This is a genomic window from Bacillus cereus group sp. BfR-BA-01311 (assembly GCF_022664295.1).
GTDB classification, from domain to species: domain Bacteria; phylum Bacillota; class Bacilli; order Bacillales; family Bacillaceae_G; genus Bacillus_A; species Bacillus_A cereus.
Genome location: NZ_JAKUHC010000002.1, coordinates 499,139 through 514,758, shown reverse-complemented (window position 1 = coordinate 514,758; position 15,620 = coordinate 499,139). Strand labels below are relative to the sequence as shown.

Sequence of the window (15,620 nt, the reverse complement as noted above, 5' to 3'; positions counted from 1 at the left end):
GAGAAATGAAAATACAGGGGAGTATCAAAAATGAGAATCGTAAAGAATTTAACATTCCAAGTTATTGTGGCCATTATTTGTGGTATTGCAGTAGGGGCAATTTAGCCGAGTGTTGGACAACAAATGAAGCCAATTGGTGAAACATTCATCAATATGATTAAAATGGTTATTGCACCGATTATCTTTTTAACAATTGTGCTCGGTATTGCAAGTATGGGAAGTATGAAAAAGGTAGGCCGTGTTGGTGGGAAGGCACTATTATATTTTGAAATTGTTACAACAGCGGCTTTAATTATTGGTATCATCGTAGCGAATGTTGTACGTCCAGGAGATGGATTAGATCCCTCAAAACTAAAGGGCGGAGATGTTTCACAATATGTACAAAGCGGACAAGAAATGAAATGGATGGATTTCTTTTTACATATCGTGCCGTCTAACATGTTTGAAGCATTTGCCAAAGGTGATATTTTACAAGTTCTGTTCTTCTCCATTTTATTCGGCGCAGGGTTAACGATGTTAGGGAAAAATGGACAACCGGTTATTGACTTTTTTGAAAGATTATCGAAAGTATTTTTTAACATTTTATCAATTGTAATGAAATTAGCACCGGCTGGAGCATTCGGTGGGATGGCATTTACAATTGGGAAGTATGGTTTAAGCACGCTCATACCACTTGGTAAATTAATGATTTGTGTATATGCGACAATGGTATTATTTGTTTTTATTGTTTTAAATTTTATTTGTAAACTGTACAAATTTAGTTTGTGGAAATATTTAGCGCATATTAAAGAAGAATTACTTATTGTTCTCGGGACATCATCGTCAGAATCAGTACTGCCGCGGATGATGACAAAGATGGAAGACTTCGGGTGTTCGAAACCGGTAGTAGGTTTAGTCATTCCAACAGGCTATTCTTTTAACTTAGATGGAACAACGATTTATTTATCAATGGCAACTATATTTTTAGCACAAGTTTTTCACGTTGATCTTTCACTAGGTCAACAATTAACTATAATAGCTATTTTGTTAGTTACATCTAAAGGAGCAGCGGCAGTAACCGGTGGGGGATTCATTGTACTAGCATCTACTCTATCTGCAATGAATGTTATCCCATTAGAAGGTTTAGCGTTATTACTTGGTGTAGATCGTTTCATGTCAGAAGCACGTGCTATCGTTAATTTAATTGGTAACGGTATTGCAACTGTAGTTGTTGCGAAAAGTGAAAATGAATTTGATGATGAGAAGTATACGAGAGTAGTAGAGGAAATGAAAAGAGAAAAAATGGTCGGGTAAAAAGTCAGCTTTGCTGACTTTTTTATTTTTGTAGAAAAGATGTTTTTAGATATATGCATTATTTATTAGCAATAATTAACAAGTATTCAAGTGGTAAATGAGATGAAAGTGATTAAAACAACGGATGTGTATGAATGCGAAATAAGGTTTGAACAAAATATGGCATTTTTATGAATATTACTGTAAAAAAATAATTTTTTAAAAATTTTCAATAATAATACTTTACAAAAATTAAAAAATTAGTAGAATAAGAATTAGTAAGAATCGTCTGATAAATATATAGAGAAAAACAGAATTATCAGAAAATTCTTTAATAGCTATCGTTAAGAATTAGGGAGGGTACAAAATGAAAAAGAAACAAATGAAAAAACTAACAGCAGTTGTAGCACCGGTTTTAGCAATGAGCATGGCGTTAACAGCATGTTCTACATCAGGTGGAGATAAGAAGACAAGCACAAACTCAAGTGGAGATAGCAAGTCAGAGGGAAAATTAGCGGCAAAACAAGTGTTGAATCGAACAGTAAACCAAGAGATTCCAACGATGGATTCTTCTAAATCAACAGATACAGTATCTTCACAAATGCTAGGGAATACGATGGAAGGATTATATCGTCTTGATAAAGATAATAAGCCTATTCCAGCTGCAGCAGAATCTAGCACGAAAAGTGAAGATGGTAAAAAATATACATTTAAACTACGTAAAGATGCAAAATGGTCAAATGGAGATCCAGTAACGGCGAAAGATTTCGTATATGCTTGGCAACGTCTATTAGATCCAAAAACAGCTGCTGAGTATGCATTTATCGCATTCCCAATTAAAAATGCAGAAGTGGTTAATAAAGGTGAAAAACCTGTAGCTGAATTAGGAGTGAAAGCGGTAGATGATCTTACGCTTGAAGTTGAATTAGAGCAAGCGGTACCGTACTTCTTAAACTTAGTAGCATTCCCATCGTACTACCCATTAAATGAAAAATTCGTAAAAGAAAAAGGGGAGAAGTTCGGTATAGAGTCTGATACAACAGTTTATAATGGACCGTTCGTTCTTAAAGATTGGAAGCATGAACAAGGATGGCAATTAAAGAAAAATGATCAATATTGGGATAAAAAGACTGTAAAACTTGAAGAAGTTAACTTCAGTGTTGTTAAAGAACCAGCAACTCTTATCAATTTATATGATAGCGGTCAAGTTGACTTTGCTTTATTAACTGGAGAGTTCGTAGATAAATATAGAAGCAAGAAAGATGAATTTGGCACATATTCACAAGTGAGTACGTATTTCATTCGTATGAACCAAAAACGTGATGGACAAGACACGCCATTAAAGAGCAAAAAATTACGTGAAGCAATTGCGCTATCAATTGATAAAAAGAATTTAGCAAATGTAATTTTAAATGATGGATCAAAAGAAGCTGACTTCTTAGTACCAAAAGGATTAGCAACTGGACCGGACGGTAAAGATTTCCAAGAAACATTTAAAAATGGTTTGAAACCAAATCCTAAAAAAGCTGCTGCAGCTTGGGAAGAAGCGAAAAAAGAACTTGGAAAAGATCAAGTTACGATTGAATTCTTAAACTACGATACTGGTAATGCGAAAAAAGTTGGCGAATATATTAAAGATCAGATTGAGAAAAACTTAAAAGGTGTAACAGTTAATATTAAACTTCAACCATTTAAGCAAAAACTAAAATTAGAGACTGAACAACAATATGATATTTCGTATGGCGGATGGAATCCGGATTATGCAGATCCAATGACGTTCTTAGATATGTTTGAGACTGGACATTCTCATAACCAAATGAGCTTCTCTGACCCTAAATATGACGGCATGGTGAAAAAAGCTGGAACGGAATTAATGAGCGATGCGAAAAAACGTTGGGAAGAGTTAGGAAAAGCTGAAAAAACATTACTTGAAGAAGATGTAGCGATCGTACCTTTATATCAACGTGGAGATTCTTATGTTTTACAACCAAATGTAAAGGGAGTAGTAAAACATAATATCAGTCCAGAATTTAGCTTTAAGTGGGCATATGTAACTGAAAAATAATAGAGTTAAAAAAGCATTTCAAAGTAGCTAAGCTACTTTGAAATGCTTTTTTTGAGCTTAAAATACTAATTTTTAGTATGGTTAAATAGAGGAGAATAAGGTGTATAGTATGTACATATAGTAGATGGGGGATAAATCCTACTAAAATTAAAGAGTCGGAATATTTAAAATTAAACTATTTACAAATGCGAAAAAAAGAGTAGAATAACATTAGTTGTAATTTTCTGAAAAATTAATCTTTAGTAAGGGGTCTCTCAAGGGTTGGTAATGTACATATAATTAGGGAGGGTACAAAAATGAAGAGAAAAAAGATGAAAAAGTTAACGGCAGTTGTGGTACCAGTTTTAGCGATGAGTGTTGCATTGACAGCATGTTCTGGGTCAGGTGGGGAAAAGAAAACGACTACTACATCAAATAGTGGGGAAGAAAAAAAATCAGATATTAAATATGCAGCGAAACAAGTATTAAATCGTACGGAAAACCAAGAAATTCCGACGATGGATACTTCTAAATCTACTGATACATTAGGTGCGCAAATTTTAGGGAACACGATGGAAGGCCTATATCGCCTTGATAAAGACAATAAGCCAATTCCTGCTGCGGCAGAGTCTAGTACGAAAAGTGAAGATGGTAAAAAGTATACGTTTAAACTGCGAAAAGATGCAAAATGGTCAAATGGTGATCCTGTAACAGCGAAAGATTTCGTTTTCGCATGGCAGCGCTTACTTGATAAGAATACTGCGGCAGAATATGCATTTATTGCTTACTATATTAAAAATGCAGAAGCGATTAATAAAGGGGAAAAACCTGTAACTGAATTAGGAGCGAAGGCGGTAGATGATTACACGCTAGAAGTAGAATTAGAAAAACCGGTACCGTATTTCTTAAATTTATTAGCATTCCCATCATACTATCCATTAAATGAAAAATTCGTAAAAGAAAAAGGTGATAAGTACGGTTTAGAAGCAGATACAACTGTGTATAACGGTCCATTCGTTATGTCTTCATGGAAACATGAACAAGGTTGGCAGCTGAAGAAAAATGATAAGTACTGGGATAAAAAGACTGTGAAATTAGAAGAAATTAACTATAGTGTAGTAAAAGAGGTTGCAACGAAAGTAAACTTATATGATACAGGATCAATTGATTTTACATTACTATCAGGAGAGTTTGTAGATAAATATAAATCGAACAAAGAAGAATATGGTGAGTATGCGGAATCAAGTACATTCTTCTTACGTTTAAATCAAAAACGTAACGGACAAGACACGCCTTTAAAGAGCAAAAAACTTCGTGAAGCAATTGCATTATCAGTTGATAAAAAAGGATTGGCAAATGTAATTTTAAATAATGGATCAAAAGCAACAGATCAATTGGTTCCAAAAGGACTTGCGACAGGGCCAGATGGTAAAGATTATCAAGATACATTTAAAAATGGTCTGAAATATAATCCGAAAAAAGGAGCAGCAGCTTGGGAAGCGGCGAAAAAAGAACTTGGAAAAGATCAAGTGACAATTGAATTGCTAAGTTATGATGATGGAACTGCGAAAAAGATTGCTGACTATGTAAAAGATCAAATTGAGAAAAATTTAAAAGGTGTAACGATTAATACAAAAATTCAGCCGTTCAAACAAAAATTAAAATTAGAAACTGCGCAAGATTATGAAATTTCTTATGCAGGTTGGAGTCCAGACTATGCGGATCCAATGACATTTATTGATATGTTTGAATCGAAGAGCCCGTACAACCAAATGAGTTATTCAAATCCAAAATACGATGAAATGGTAGGAAAAGCAGGTAATGAATTAATGAGTGATGCGAAAAAACGTTGGGAAACGTTAGGGAAAGCTGAAAAATTATTCCTTGAAGAAGATGCAGGGTTAGTTCCTTTATATCAAACAGGAAGATCGTACGTAATGAAACCGAATGTAAAAGGAATTGTGAAACATAACATCAGTCCAGAATATAGCTTTAAGTGGGCGTATGTAACTGAGGATGGCGGAAAAAAATAAAGTGAAAGCATTTCAAAAGTGGCTGAGCTGCTTTTGAAATGCTTTTTAGTATGCATAAGGGAATAAATCTCGTTAGCCTATCGAGAATCGGGTAGGTAATTAGGAAGGTTCTATCGGAGGAAAATAGAGAGGTCAGTAAGTAGTAAGACAGATGAATGATAGTAAGAGACCTCATGCTAATAAGAAAAATATAGAACGTAGTAATAGATTGGAATAAGGGAAGGGATGTTTACATATAGTAGACGGGGGATAATTCATATAGTAGTTAAAACAGCAAGTTACTATAATAAAAAAATAAACATTTAGAAAATTTACAAAAATACTTTACAAAATCTAAAAAAACAGTAGAATATTAATTAATAAGAATTTTCTGATAACGAAAGTTAGTAGAGAATTTCTAAATGTTAATATCGTACATATAATTGGGGAGGGTACAAAAAAATGAAGAGAAAAAAGATGAAAAAATTGACAGCGGTCGTAGCACCAGTTTTAGTAATGAGTATGGCATTAACAGCTTGCTCTGGATCAGGAGATAAAGAGAAGGCAAGCACAACACCGAAAAGTGGTGAAAAAGAAGGCGGAAAATTAGCAGCGAAGCAAGTCTTGAATTTAACAGAAGCCCAGGAAATTCCATCTATGGATTCTTCGAAAGCGACAGACCAAGTATCGTTTCTTGCTTTAAATAACGTAATGGAAGGTTTATATCGACTTGATAAAGATAATAAAGCAGCTCCAGGGGTTGCTGAATCATATAAAAAGAGTGATGATGGTAAAAAGTATACATTTACATTAAATAAAAATGCAAAATGGTCAAATGGAGACCCTGTAACAGCGAAGGATTTCGTGTTTGCTTGGAAACGTGCAGTAGATAAAAATACAGCAGCAGAATATGCATACATTATGTTTGATTTAAAGAACGCAAAAGCAATTAATGATGGGAAAGCACCACTTGATACGTTAGGTGTAAAAGCTGTAGATGACTACACATTAGAGGTAGAATTAGAAAATCCAGTTCCTTACTTTGTAGAATTAACTTCATTTGGAACATTCTATCCGTTAAATGAAAAATTCGTAAAAGAAAAAGGCGAAAAATTTGGTTTAGAAGCAGATACAACGTTATATAACGGACCATTTACATTAACGGACTGGAAACATGAAGAAGGATGGAAATTAAAGAAAAATGCACAATATTGGGATAATAAAACAGTTAAGTTAGATGAAATCAACTTTAACGTAGTAAAAGATAGCGGTACACGTGTAAACTTATATGAAAGCGGACAAATCGATCGTGCGGGACTTACATCTGAAATGGTTGACAAATATAAATCAAATCCGGACTTCTATACACAAAAAACACCATCAACGTTCTTCTTACGTTTAAACCAAAAACGTGGTGGGCAAGATACAGTATTAAAGAATAAAGATTTACGTTTAGCGATTGCGAAGGCATATGATAAAAAAGGCTTAACAAACGTTATTTTAAATGACGGATCTACACCGGCAGATTACTTAGTACCAAAAGAATTTGCGAAGAGTCCAGATGGAAAAGACTTCCGTAAAGATAACGGAGATATTTTAAAAACAGATGTAAAAAAAGCAAAAGAACATTGGGAAAAAGCGAAAAAAGATCTTGGAAAAGAGCAAGTAACGATTGAGCTATTAAACTACGATAGCGATAATGCGAAAAAAGTAGGAGAGTTCTTAAAAGGAGAACTTGAGAAAAACTTACCAGGGTTAACAGTGAACTTGAAAAATCAACCGTTTAAGCAAAAGTTAAAATTAGAATCAGATTTAGATTATGATTTATCTTACGCTGGTTGGGGACCTGACTACTTAGATCCAATGACATTCATTGATATGTTCGTTACAGATGGTCCTCATAACCAAACTGGATATTCAAATCCAAAATATGATGAAATTGTACAAAAAGGTAAAGGCGAGCTATTAACGAAAACGAAAGAACGTTGGGATAGCTTACTAAAAGCTGAGAAAATGTTACTTGATGATGCTGTAATTGCACCATTATATCAACGTGGTGATGCTATCGTTCAAAGACAGAAAGTAAAAGGTATTGTTCATCACCCAGTTGGTGGAGACTACAGCTATAAATGGGCATATATTACAGAGGATAAGTAAGATGAGGGGCGTACAATACGCCCCTTTTTCTATGCACTTTTCTTCCGTCTTCGAATATATAAAATAAAAAAGGGAGAATCCCATGAAGCGAAACACATACATCGATTTCCTAGCTTATTACGGAATAGGAAGTGCTCATCCTGGTGGTTTTACGTTAACAAAACAATTGTTAGCACAACTGCCTTTTAAATATGGGGCGAATGTCCTTGAGATAGGTTGCGGTACGGGGAAAACAGCGGCATATATGACAAGGGAATTTGGTTATAAAGTAACAACGGTTGAAAAGAATGAAATTATGATTCAAAAGGCAAAAGATAGATGGTTGTTTGAAGGGTTAGATATAAAATTAATTGAAGGAAATGTAGAGCATTTACCGTGTTTGAATAACTCATTTGAGTTCGTACTTGGAGAATCAATCATCGCTTTTACAGACAAAGAAAGGGTTATCTCGGAGTGTTATCGTGTATTACAGCAGGATGGTAAGCTTGTTGTCATTGAAATGATTATTGATAGGCACATTGATAAGAGTGAGGAAGAAAAAATCGCCCAATTATATGGCATGAAAGAACTATTAACTGAGAATGAGTGGGTACAATTATTTCAGAAAGCAAATTTTAAAAGAATTACAATTGCTGGCGGTGGCACGATTGCAGAAACGATCTCTGGCTATGTAGAAGAGCCAGAATGGAATGTATCCTCACATATTCCGAATGAGTTATATGAGGCGTGGGTACAGCATGAAAATGTACGGCTTATGTACCAACACATTTTAGGGCATCGTATTTTTATATGTGAAAAATAAAGAAAAAGAGTTGGCTAAAGGTAGTCAACTCTTTACTATGTTAAATGAAAAATAATGCAGCTAATGTAATTCCGAAGATGAAACCAAATCCGAGTTCAACACCCCAGCCACAACCGCCGCCACCCCAGCCGCCGCAACCACAACTACTACAACCACGACCACCACATCCGCAGCTGCTGAATCCACCACCGCCACCGCCACCGCATCCAAATCCGCAACTATCACATCTGCTAAGGCCGCCGCAAAGATCGCAACCACCGTTTGCATAAGCGTCATAGTATCCGAATCCGGAATCAAAAGATGAGCGCTGTTGCACCGGTTCAATCCATACAGAGCTTTGTGTCACATCAATTATTTTTCCTAAATGTATACGGCCATCACGGTCTTCAATCCGAACAACTTTTCCGAAGTAACGTCGGCATGTATCATAACATTTTTGTCTATGCATGTTCTTTCCTCCTTCCGCATTACAGTAATACGATATGTAAGGGGGACAAGTGCGGCTTGTACGAATGCCCTATCTATCATAATTGTTGTAGGAAAGGGGAAATATAAAAAGAGGATATATAAGGAGGAAAAGGCATGAAATCTACAGATCAGTTTCAGACATACGAAGTACCGTGGGAAGAATTTATTGAAGCGTTGCGAGAGGAAATGAAGAAGCAAGTAGGGGCAGATATTATTGATACAGTAGTTTGCAATTTAGAAGATGGTTTTGAAGTGTATACATATGTGCAGGGGGATTTAGATTTTGAATATAAGGAAGCACTTGAGAGAAAATACGGAAGTGATGCGAAGACATCTAATGTGTTAACGATAATGTTATTAGCTAGTATTTATAATACAAGTGAAGAGAATATACGCTTGCATGCGGATAATAAAGAGAATCCGATTGTTGAAGTGTATGTAAAGCAAGGAAACACGCTGTGAAAGGCGTGTTTTTTAATTGTATGATAAAATGTTAGAAAATTAAGAAAGAAGGTGATGAATTGGGAATTAAACATCTTAATTTAACAGTTACAGATGTAACAGTATCTAGAGAGTTTTTAGAGAGGTATTTTGGTTTAATTTGTAGTGGAACAAGGGGGAATGCCTTTGCAGTTATGCGTGATAATGATGGATTTATACTAACGTTAATGAAAGGAAAAGAAGTTCAGTATCCAAAAACATTTCATGTAGGATTTCCACAAGAAAGTGAAGAACAAGTAGATAAGATAAATCAAAGATTGAAGGAAGATGGATTTTTGGTCGAGCCTCCTAAGCATGCCCATGCGTATACGTTTTACGTTGAAGCACCTGGTGGATTTACAATAGAAGTGATGTGTTAAGTTAAAAATCAAACTTTTTGTTATGTGTTTTTAAAATAAAAAGTAGGAAAAGTCTGTTTTAAGCGTGGAGCTTAAACAGGCTTTTTTACTTATATAATTGGATAGAGAATGCTAGAAGGAATATTACCAAGTGTATGATCTGTTTACATAATAAAGTTATGGTGGGTTAGTTGTCCTAAAATACAAGTCATATATCTTGTTTCCTCTCATAAATTTAAACATAGGAATTTGTCTACAAAGGTGGCGAAGCCTCATCATGAAAATCCGAATTTGTGCCACGTTCATGTTGTTTCTATTTATATGTTTACCTTTATCAGCTTTTGCAAAAGGAGAGGAGGCAAAGGAAAGGGTCGTTTCACTTGTATATGACGATTCGGGCAGCATGAGAAATAACGATCGCTGGAAATATGCCAATTATGCTTTGCAAAGTTTAGTTGCGCTATTGGATGAAAAAGATAAATTTTCTTACGTTCCAATGAGTAAGCCGAATGATCCATTAAACATTTCGTTAACGAAGGATAAAAGGCAAACAGAAATTGAGGGAATTGGAGCATGGAAAACGTATTTAAATACTCCATTTAGCGCAGTAGAAACGGCGATGCAATCTATAAAAAAGGAAGCCGATATAGATGGGAAACGTGAATTTTGGCTTATTGTGTTAACTGACGGGGCATTTAATGATTTAGAGAAAGATAAGGTTGGCGGAAAAGAACAAATTTTGCGGAAATTAGCCCAGTTTAAGAAAGAAATGGATGCAAAAAAGATATCGTTACATCCAGTCTTAATTACGATGGAAGAAGATTTAGGACAACAAGAAAAAGAACAACTAAATACGTTCAAGGAAATATGGAAGAAAGAGATAAATGGTGTTACGATGCCGTCAAGCGGAGAAGATGGCATTGTAAAAAGCGTCAATCAAGTGGCAGCATTAGTTGCAAATCGTGATCCGTTCTCTTCCGTTGAATCGATTGTAAAAACGAAAGTAGTAGGGAAGAAAGTAGAGATTACAACACCATTTCCGTTAAAACGTATGACACTTGTACGACAATCGCCTTCTTTGCCCGATTATCAGGTCACACAAATTTCTAAACCATTACAATTACAATCTTCTTTTTCCATACATGCACCAGGTGAAGCGAAATTGTTCGGAAATATAGTTCATATCAGTACGGAAAATGAAGAAGTTATTAAACCAGGAACGTATACGATAGAAGTGGACCGAGATATTGAGAAAGAAGGATTACAAGTACTAGTCGAACCGGCACTTAATTATACTGTTTCTACTTATGACAAAGAGGATAAGGATAGAAAAAATGTTGAGGAAATGTATGAAGATGTGACAGCTGTTATTGAAGCAAAACCTACTGAGTTGCCAGTTCAGTCTTCTTACTTTCAGGCAGAAGTAGAAATAGACGGGAAGCAATATGCGATGAAGTGGGACGATAAAAGACATGTATTTTATTACGAAACGAAGCTTACTAAAGGATTAGTACGCGGGAAAGTTCATATGAACATAAAGGGGTTTTACAGACAGACGAAAGAATTTAAAATCGAAACAACGAAAAAGCCTAAATTATCACTTCAAACTGTCACGAAAGATTATGAAGAAAAAGTAACAAATTTAGAGAATAGTAAACCATTTATTATACAACCACAGTTAGATGATAAGCCGATGACAGAAGAGGCTGTAAAAAAACTATTAAAATCTACTGGTGTCACATCTAAACAATCAATCAACTATGAAATAAAACAGCATGGTAATCAAATTTACATTTATCCTCGACCGCATTACTCCGACACATTCAATTTTACAGATACCGGCACCGTAGAAGCTACCATCGTAGTGCAGGATTCAAAGTTACAAGAAGTAAAGAAAAACATAACATTCCATATTCAAGATGCTCCGTTTTATGAAAAATATGCGCTTATTTTTAAGTTTGTCATTCCTATCACTTTATTACTGCTAGTAGTAGGAATCATTGTTTTAGGATGGATTATTCGGCCAAGATTTCACCGGAAAGCACTACTGTATTATGAATGGGATCAAGAGGTAGCGAAAGATTGGCTATATCAATCTGAACCAGAATTACTTCGGAATAAATGGTGGAACCATTATTTTGGTATCCCATTTAGAGCAGAAAGAAAAACCGTGCAATCCGTTACGTTTATAGCGAAGAAAGGTTCGAAATCTGTCTTTGTAGCGAAAGAATCACAAGTAGTTGGAATGATTATTGATGGAATGTTTATAGCAGAGGATGAAGTAGGAATGGAACATAAGACACTATATCCAAATGAACTTTTACTAATTGATAGAGGATATGGTAAGGAGATTTACAAATACGAGTGTGAATAGTAGGTAGGGATAAGAAGGGGATGGAGTATTGATCCTCTTTCCTTTTTTCCAACAAGCAAGAATAGGAAGGTGGTTCACATGACATTACAAGTTCCAACAATATTAATTGGTTTAGGTGGAATCGGTAGTACTGTGACGCATCAAATATATGAAAAACTGCCTGAAGAGCGCCGGAAAAAGGTAGCAATGCACGTATTTGATACAGATGTGAATACATTAAGTAAATTCGATCATATTCGAAAGTTTAAGACACAAACAAGTTCTAGTAAAACGCCTAGGGAGTATATTGCGGGAGATCCAACGATCCCAGAGTGGTTTCCGATGGATCCGACTATACTTGATAAACCATTAACAGAAGGAGCAGGACAGTTACGCGTCATTTCACGTTTAGCGTTACGTGCTGCGATGAAAGAAGATAAATTGACGTCTTTTTGGCAAGAAATCGAGAAAATCTTTCCGGTTACAAGTGATCAAACGGAATATGGTGTGCGTGTCATTATAGTAACATCACTAGCAGGCGGAACAGGTTCAGGGATGTTTCTGCAAATTGCTTTATATTTACGTGAAATGCTTCGGAAGAAATTGCAGCATCATAACATTTTAATACGCGGTGCGTTTTTAATGCCGGATGTTTTAGTAAAGACGAGAACGGTTAGCGCGAAAGAATTTGAAACGGTGCAAGCAAATGGCTATGCATCTTTAAAAGAATTACATGCTATTACGCTCGGGTCTACTGGAGAATTATCAAAACGCGGCGGTGTAACAATTGAATTAGAGTATCGCCCTGATCAAGTAGATGAAGACGGAAGAACGAATCATACAATTAAACAACATCATTTACCGTACAATTATTGTTTCTTATACGATTACGAAAACCTACATGGACACCATTTACACAATTTATCAGACTATATGGAACAGATGGCAAATACAATTTATTTACAGTTATTTAGCCCGATGTCCACAAGTCATTTTGCACAGGAAGACAATCAAATTCAGCAATTAGCAGAATCAAGCGGAAAAGGACGATATTGCGGGGCAGGAACGGCAAAACTCATTTATCCATATGAACATGTGTTAAAATATTGTGCTTTAAAATGGGCCGTGCAAGGTTTAGATGAATCGTGGCTTCATTTAGATCAACTGTTTCAAGAGAAGAAGCAAAGATACGATCAAGATGTAAAACGTGGGATGCAACGTGAAAAGCCGGAGAGAGGTAAAAGTTATTTAGAGGACTTGGAGCATCTTGCTACCCGTCCAGAGCAAGCTCATATTTTCTATAGACAAATGTACAATGAAACACGTGAAGGAGCAGAGGGTGGTAAGCTCGGAGTTGCGAAATCAAAACTGTTTTTAGAAGCTGTAGAAAGTTATGTACAACGAACGGTGCAAAAAGATGAGGAATTAAATCGTCTGCAACATGAGTGTAAAATTTCAGCTACGAAACTGAAAATGATGGAACAGATGAAGGGTGAAGTGGCAAGAGTGGATCATGCGGTGCGTTTATATGCGTATGCGATTCCGAGCCGGGTACATGAACATGTAACGACACTTTTATATGACATGATTGAATCAGACCGCTTTTCACCAAGTGGTTCTGAAGGGCAGTCCTATCAATTAAATACATGGTTTTTAAAGAAAACAGATCCCGTTCACCCAGTAGCAGCGCGTTTTATGTTATATGAAATTCGAAAGCAGTTAGTAGAAAAAATGAATCGACTACATGAAAATAATGAACAAAAGCGTAATGTAATTCAAAATTACGATAAAAAATTTAATGTGGGTAATATTGATGGAACGGTAACGGCTGTACGCCGAGTAGAAATTGCTCAACAACAAGGCTGGTTCGGAAAAATGATTAATAATCAGCAACGTTTATTCAAAAGAGAATTTGAAGACATCGTAACGCAATATGTACACAAATTAAATGAATATCGAAAAGAAATGCTATTAGAACTTGTATATCAATCGCTATATCAAGCAGTTAATAAAATGATTCAATATTGGGAAAGATTTTTTGATAATTTACATGAAACACGTGAAAATTTACTGTTTGAAATCCAAAAGCGCAGTAAGGAATTTGAAGGGAAAACAAACCCGACGAATGTATATGTATTAGCTGAGGAACAGCTGCAAGAAAAGATATGGCAAGATATGCAGCAACATTTAAATTTAGGTGTACTACCGAAAGATATATCAGCGGAAATTTACATGAGTTTGTACGGGGAATATTGTCGTGATGCGAAAACAGAAGAGATTCAGTCGAAAAAGGTAGAGGATTTCTACCGAGAACATATACTGAGCTATTGTTATGACGAACTGCAAGTACGCTATCGTGATAAATTAGAACTGAATATTATTGAAGCGTTGCGAAAAGAAGCAGATTATAAGAAACGTGATCGCGATGAATACGTTCGTGAAAAAATTGAAGACCTGTTCCATTTAGCGAGTCCATTCGTTCCGAAAGTTGCTCATCATAGGGAATTACAATATTGGGGTATACATCCTTCTTTAAAGAAAGAGTTGCAAGAGGAATTAATTCAAGAAATGTTTAAAGAAAAAGATACAGTACATGAAGCCTTTTCGCCATTTGAAGTGATCTGTTATCGAGCGCATTACGGCTTATCGCTGCAAGACTTTCCTAAATTATCATCAGGACATATTTCAAGTGGATTTATGAATGATAAAGGTGACTATTTCCAATCGTATTATCGCCGTGTAAACAAATTAAATAGTAAAAAATCTAGTTTAACGCCGCATTTAGATAAGTATTGGCACTTACCAGCCTTTATGCCAGATTTAAATGCGACTCAAACAAAATTAGATTATGATAAATGTAATCGTGCATTACTATACGCATATATGTATCGCTGGATTAGTTTAGTTGCTGTTGATGGACAGTTTGTGTATCAATATAACGGTGTAGGACGTAGCTTTTTAATTCAGTCAATGGGGAAAAATATTTCAAGCGAAAGTTATAAATTACACAGAGCGTTGCTTCATAATCCGTTTATTTATGAAAACATCTTGTCACGATTTGAAGAAGAGCAAGAAAAGGCGATGATACAAGGTGGACATTTATATACACATCCGTTCGTATTAGGAGCCCAAGATGTAAGATGGCTTAGAAAAGAACATGTCCACAATCTTTTAGATATGATTTTAATGTATGATCGTGAAGCGAAGTATGATCCGACGTTAGAAGAAACATCAGATGAATTATTAAGACTATTCCTTGATGAAATCGAGTTGTATTTCCAGAACTATTACGGTACAGGTGCCGATATGGTGGCAAAGAAAGAGAAAGAAATGTTTATTAAACAATTGTGGGATCGCTCGCATGCGAAAGGATATGTAGATCCAAATAGCGCTCCGTATAAAAAATGGCAAAATTTATTAGGTGTTCAAGATGAAGAAGAAACGTCAAAAACGAATGTATAATGAATGAAAAGGGAATCCTTAAAAGTGGCAATACAACTTTAGAAAAGAGGGATTCTGATGCCGTTTTTAGGAAGTGTATATCAAATATTTGGGTTATATCCGGAACTTTATTATGGGATGATTTCAGCGGAGCTGCAAGAGGAAGCTCAGAAGGAGCATCTTGGAAATAGTAGTGCAGAAGCTGAAGCGGAAGAATAAAAAAAGTGCAGAT

At 35.5% G+C, this 15,620-nt stretch carries 10 protein-coding genes and 1 pseudogene; 10 read left to right on the top strand and 1 reads right to left on the bottom strand.

The annotated features are described in order from the left end of the window. Positions 1 to 30: 30 nt before the first annotated feature. The 5 genes and pseudogenes from MR136_RS07705 (at position 31) to MR136_RS07685 (ending at position 8,287) form a co-directional block, all read left to right on the top strand. Positions 31 to 1,293: pseudogene (locus tag MR136_RS07705) on the top strand (dicarboxylate/amino acid:cation symporter). A 346-nt stretch (positions 1,294 to 1,639) separates the two neighbouring features. Then, positions 1,640 to 3,337, top strand: coding sequence for a peptide ABC transporter substrate-binding protein (locus MR136_RS07700; RefSeq protein ID WP_000730151.1), 1,698 nt, complete (start codon positions 1,640 to 1,642; stop codon positions 3,335 to 3,337). 296 nt (positions 3,338 to 3,633) lie between these two features. Further along, positions 3,634 to 5,349: a peptide ABC transporter substrate-binding protein gene (locus MR136_RS07695; protein WP_061457579.1), complete on the top strand. Its 1,716-nt coding sequence runs from the start codon at positions 3,634 to 3,636 to the stop codon at positions 5,347 to 5,349. Positions 5,350 to 5,790: 441 nt separating this feature from the next. Continuing rightward, positions 5,791 to 7,485: a peptide ABC transporter substrate-binding protein gene (locus MR136_RS07690; RefSeq protein WP_061457577.1), complete on the top strand. Its 1,695-nt coding sequence runs from the start codon at positions 5,791 to 5,793 to the stop codon at positions 7,483 to 7,485. Positions 7,486 to 7,567: 82 nt separating this feature from the next. Next, entirely contained in the window at positions 7,568 to 8,287 is a 720-nt protein-coding gene (locus MR136_RS07685; RefSeq protein WP_061457575.1) for a class I SAM-dependent methyltransferase, read from the top strand. 40 nt (positions 8,288 to 8,327) lie between these two features. Here MR136_RS07685 and MR136_RS07680 read toward each other — a convergent pair whose 3' ends face one another. Then, positions 8,328 to 8,735 (bottom strand): hypothetical protein, encoded by a 408-nt coding sequence (locus MR136_RS07680; protein ID WP_017673158.1) that lies wholly within the window; start codon positions 8,733 to 8,735, stop codon positions 8,328 to 8,330. A 134-nt stretch (positions 8,736 to 8,869) separates the two neighbouring features. Here MR136_RS07680 and MR136_RS07675 point away from each other — a divergent pair, with 134 nt between their 5' ends. The 5 genes from MR136_RS07675 to MR136_RS07655 all read left to right on the top strand — a co-directional run bounded on the left by MR136_RS07675 (position 8,870) and on the right by MR136_RS07655 (position 15,607). Beyond that, positions 8,870 to 9,217 carry a hypothetical protein gene (locus MR136_RS07675; protein ID WP_017673157.1) on the top strand — a complete coding sequence of 116 codons (348 nt, stop codon included), beginning with the start codon at positions 8,870 to 8,872 and terminating at the stop codon, positions 9,215 to 9,217. Positions 9,218 to 9,276: 59 nt separating this feature from the next. Continuing rightward, positions 9,277 to 9,615, top strand: a complete 339-nt coding sequence (locus MR136_RS07670) for a VOC family protein (RefSeq protein WP_017673156.1) — start codon at positions 9,277 to 9,279, stop codon at positions 9,613 to 9,615. Between the two features lie 256 nt (positions 9,616 to 9,871). Beyond that, complete coding sequence (locus tag MR136_RS07665) at positions 9,872 to 11,968, top strand: vWA domain-containing protein (RefSeq protein WP_017673155.1); 2,097 nt, start codon at positions 9,872 to 9,874, stop codon at positions 11,966 to 11,968. Positions 11,969 to 12,046: 78 nt separating this feature from the next. Beyond that, positions 12,047 to 15,409: a tubulin-like doman-containing protein gene (locus MR136_RS07660; RefSeq protein WP_242259307.1), complete on the top strand. Its 3,363-nt coding sequence runs from the start codon at positions 12,047 to 12,049 to the stop codon at positions 15,407 to 15,409. 57 nt (positions 15,410 to 15,466) lie between these two features. Further along, positions 15,467 to 15,607, top strand: a complete 141-nt coding sequence (locus tag MR136_RS07655; RefSeq protein ID WP_001116195.1) for a hypothetical protein — start codon at positions 15,467 to 15,469, stop codon at positions 15,605 to 15,607. Positions 15,608 to 15,620: the final 13 nt, after the last annotated feature.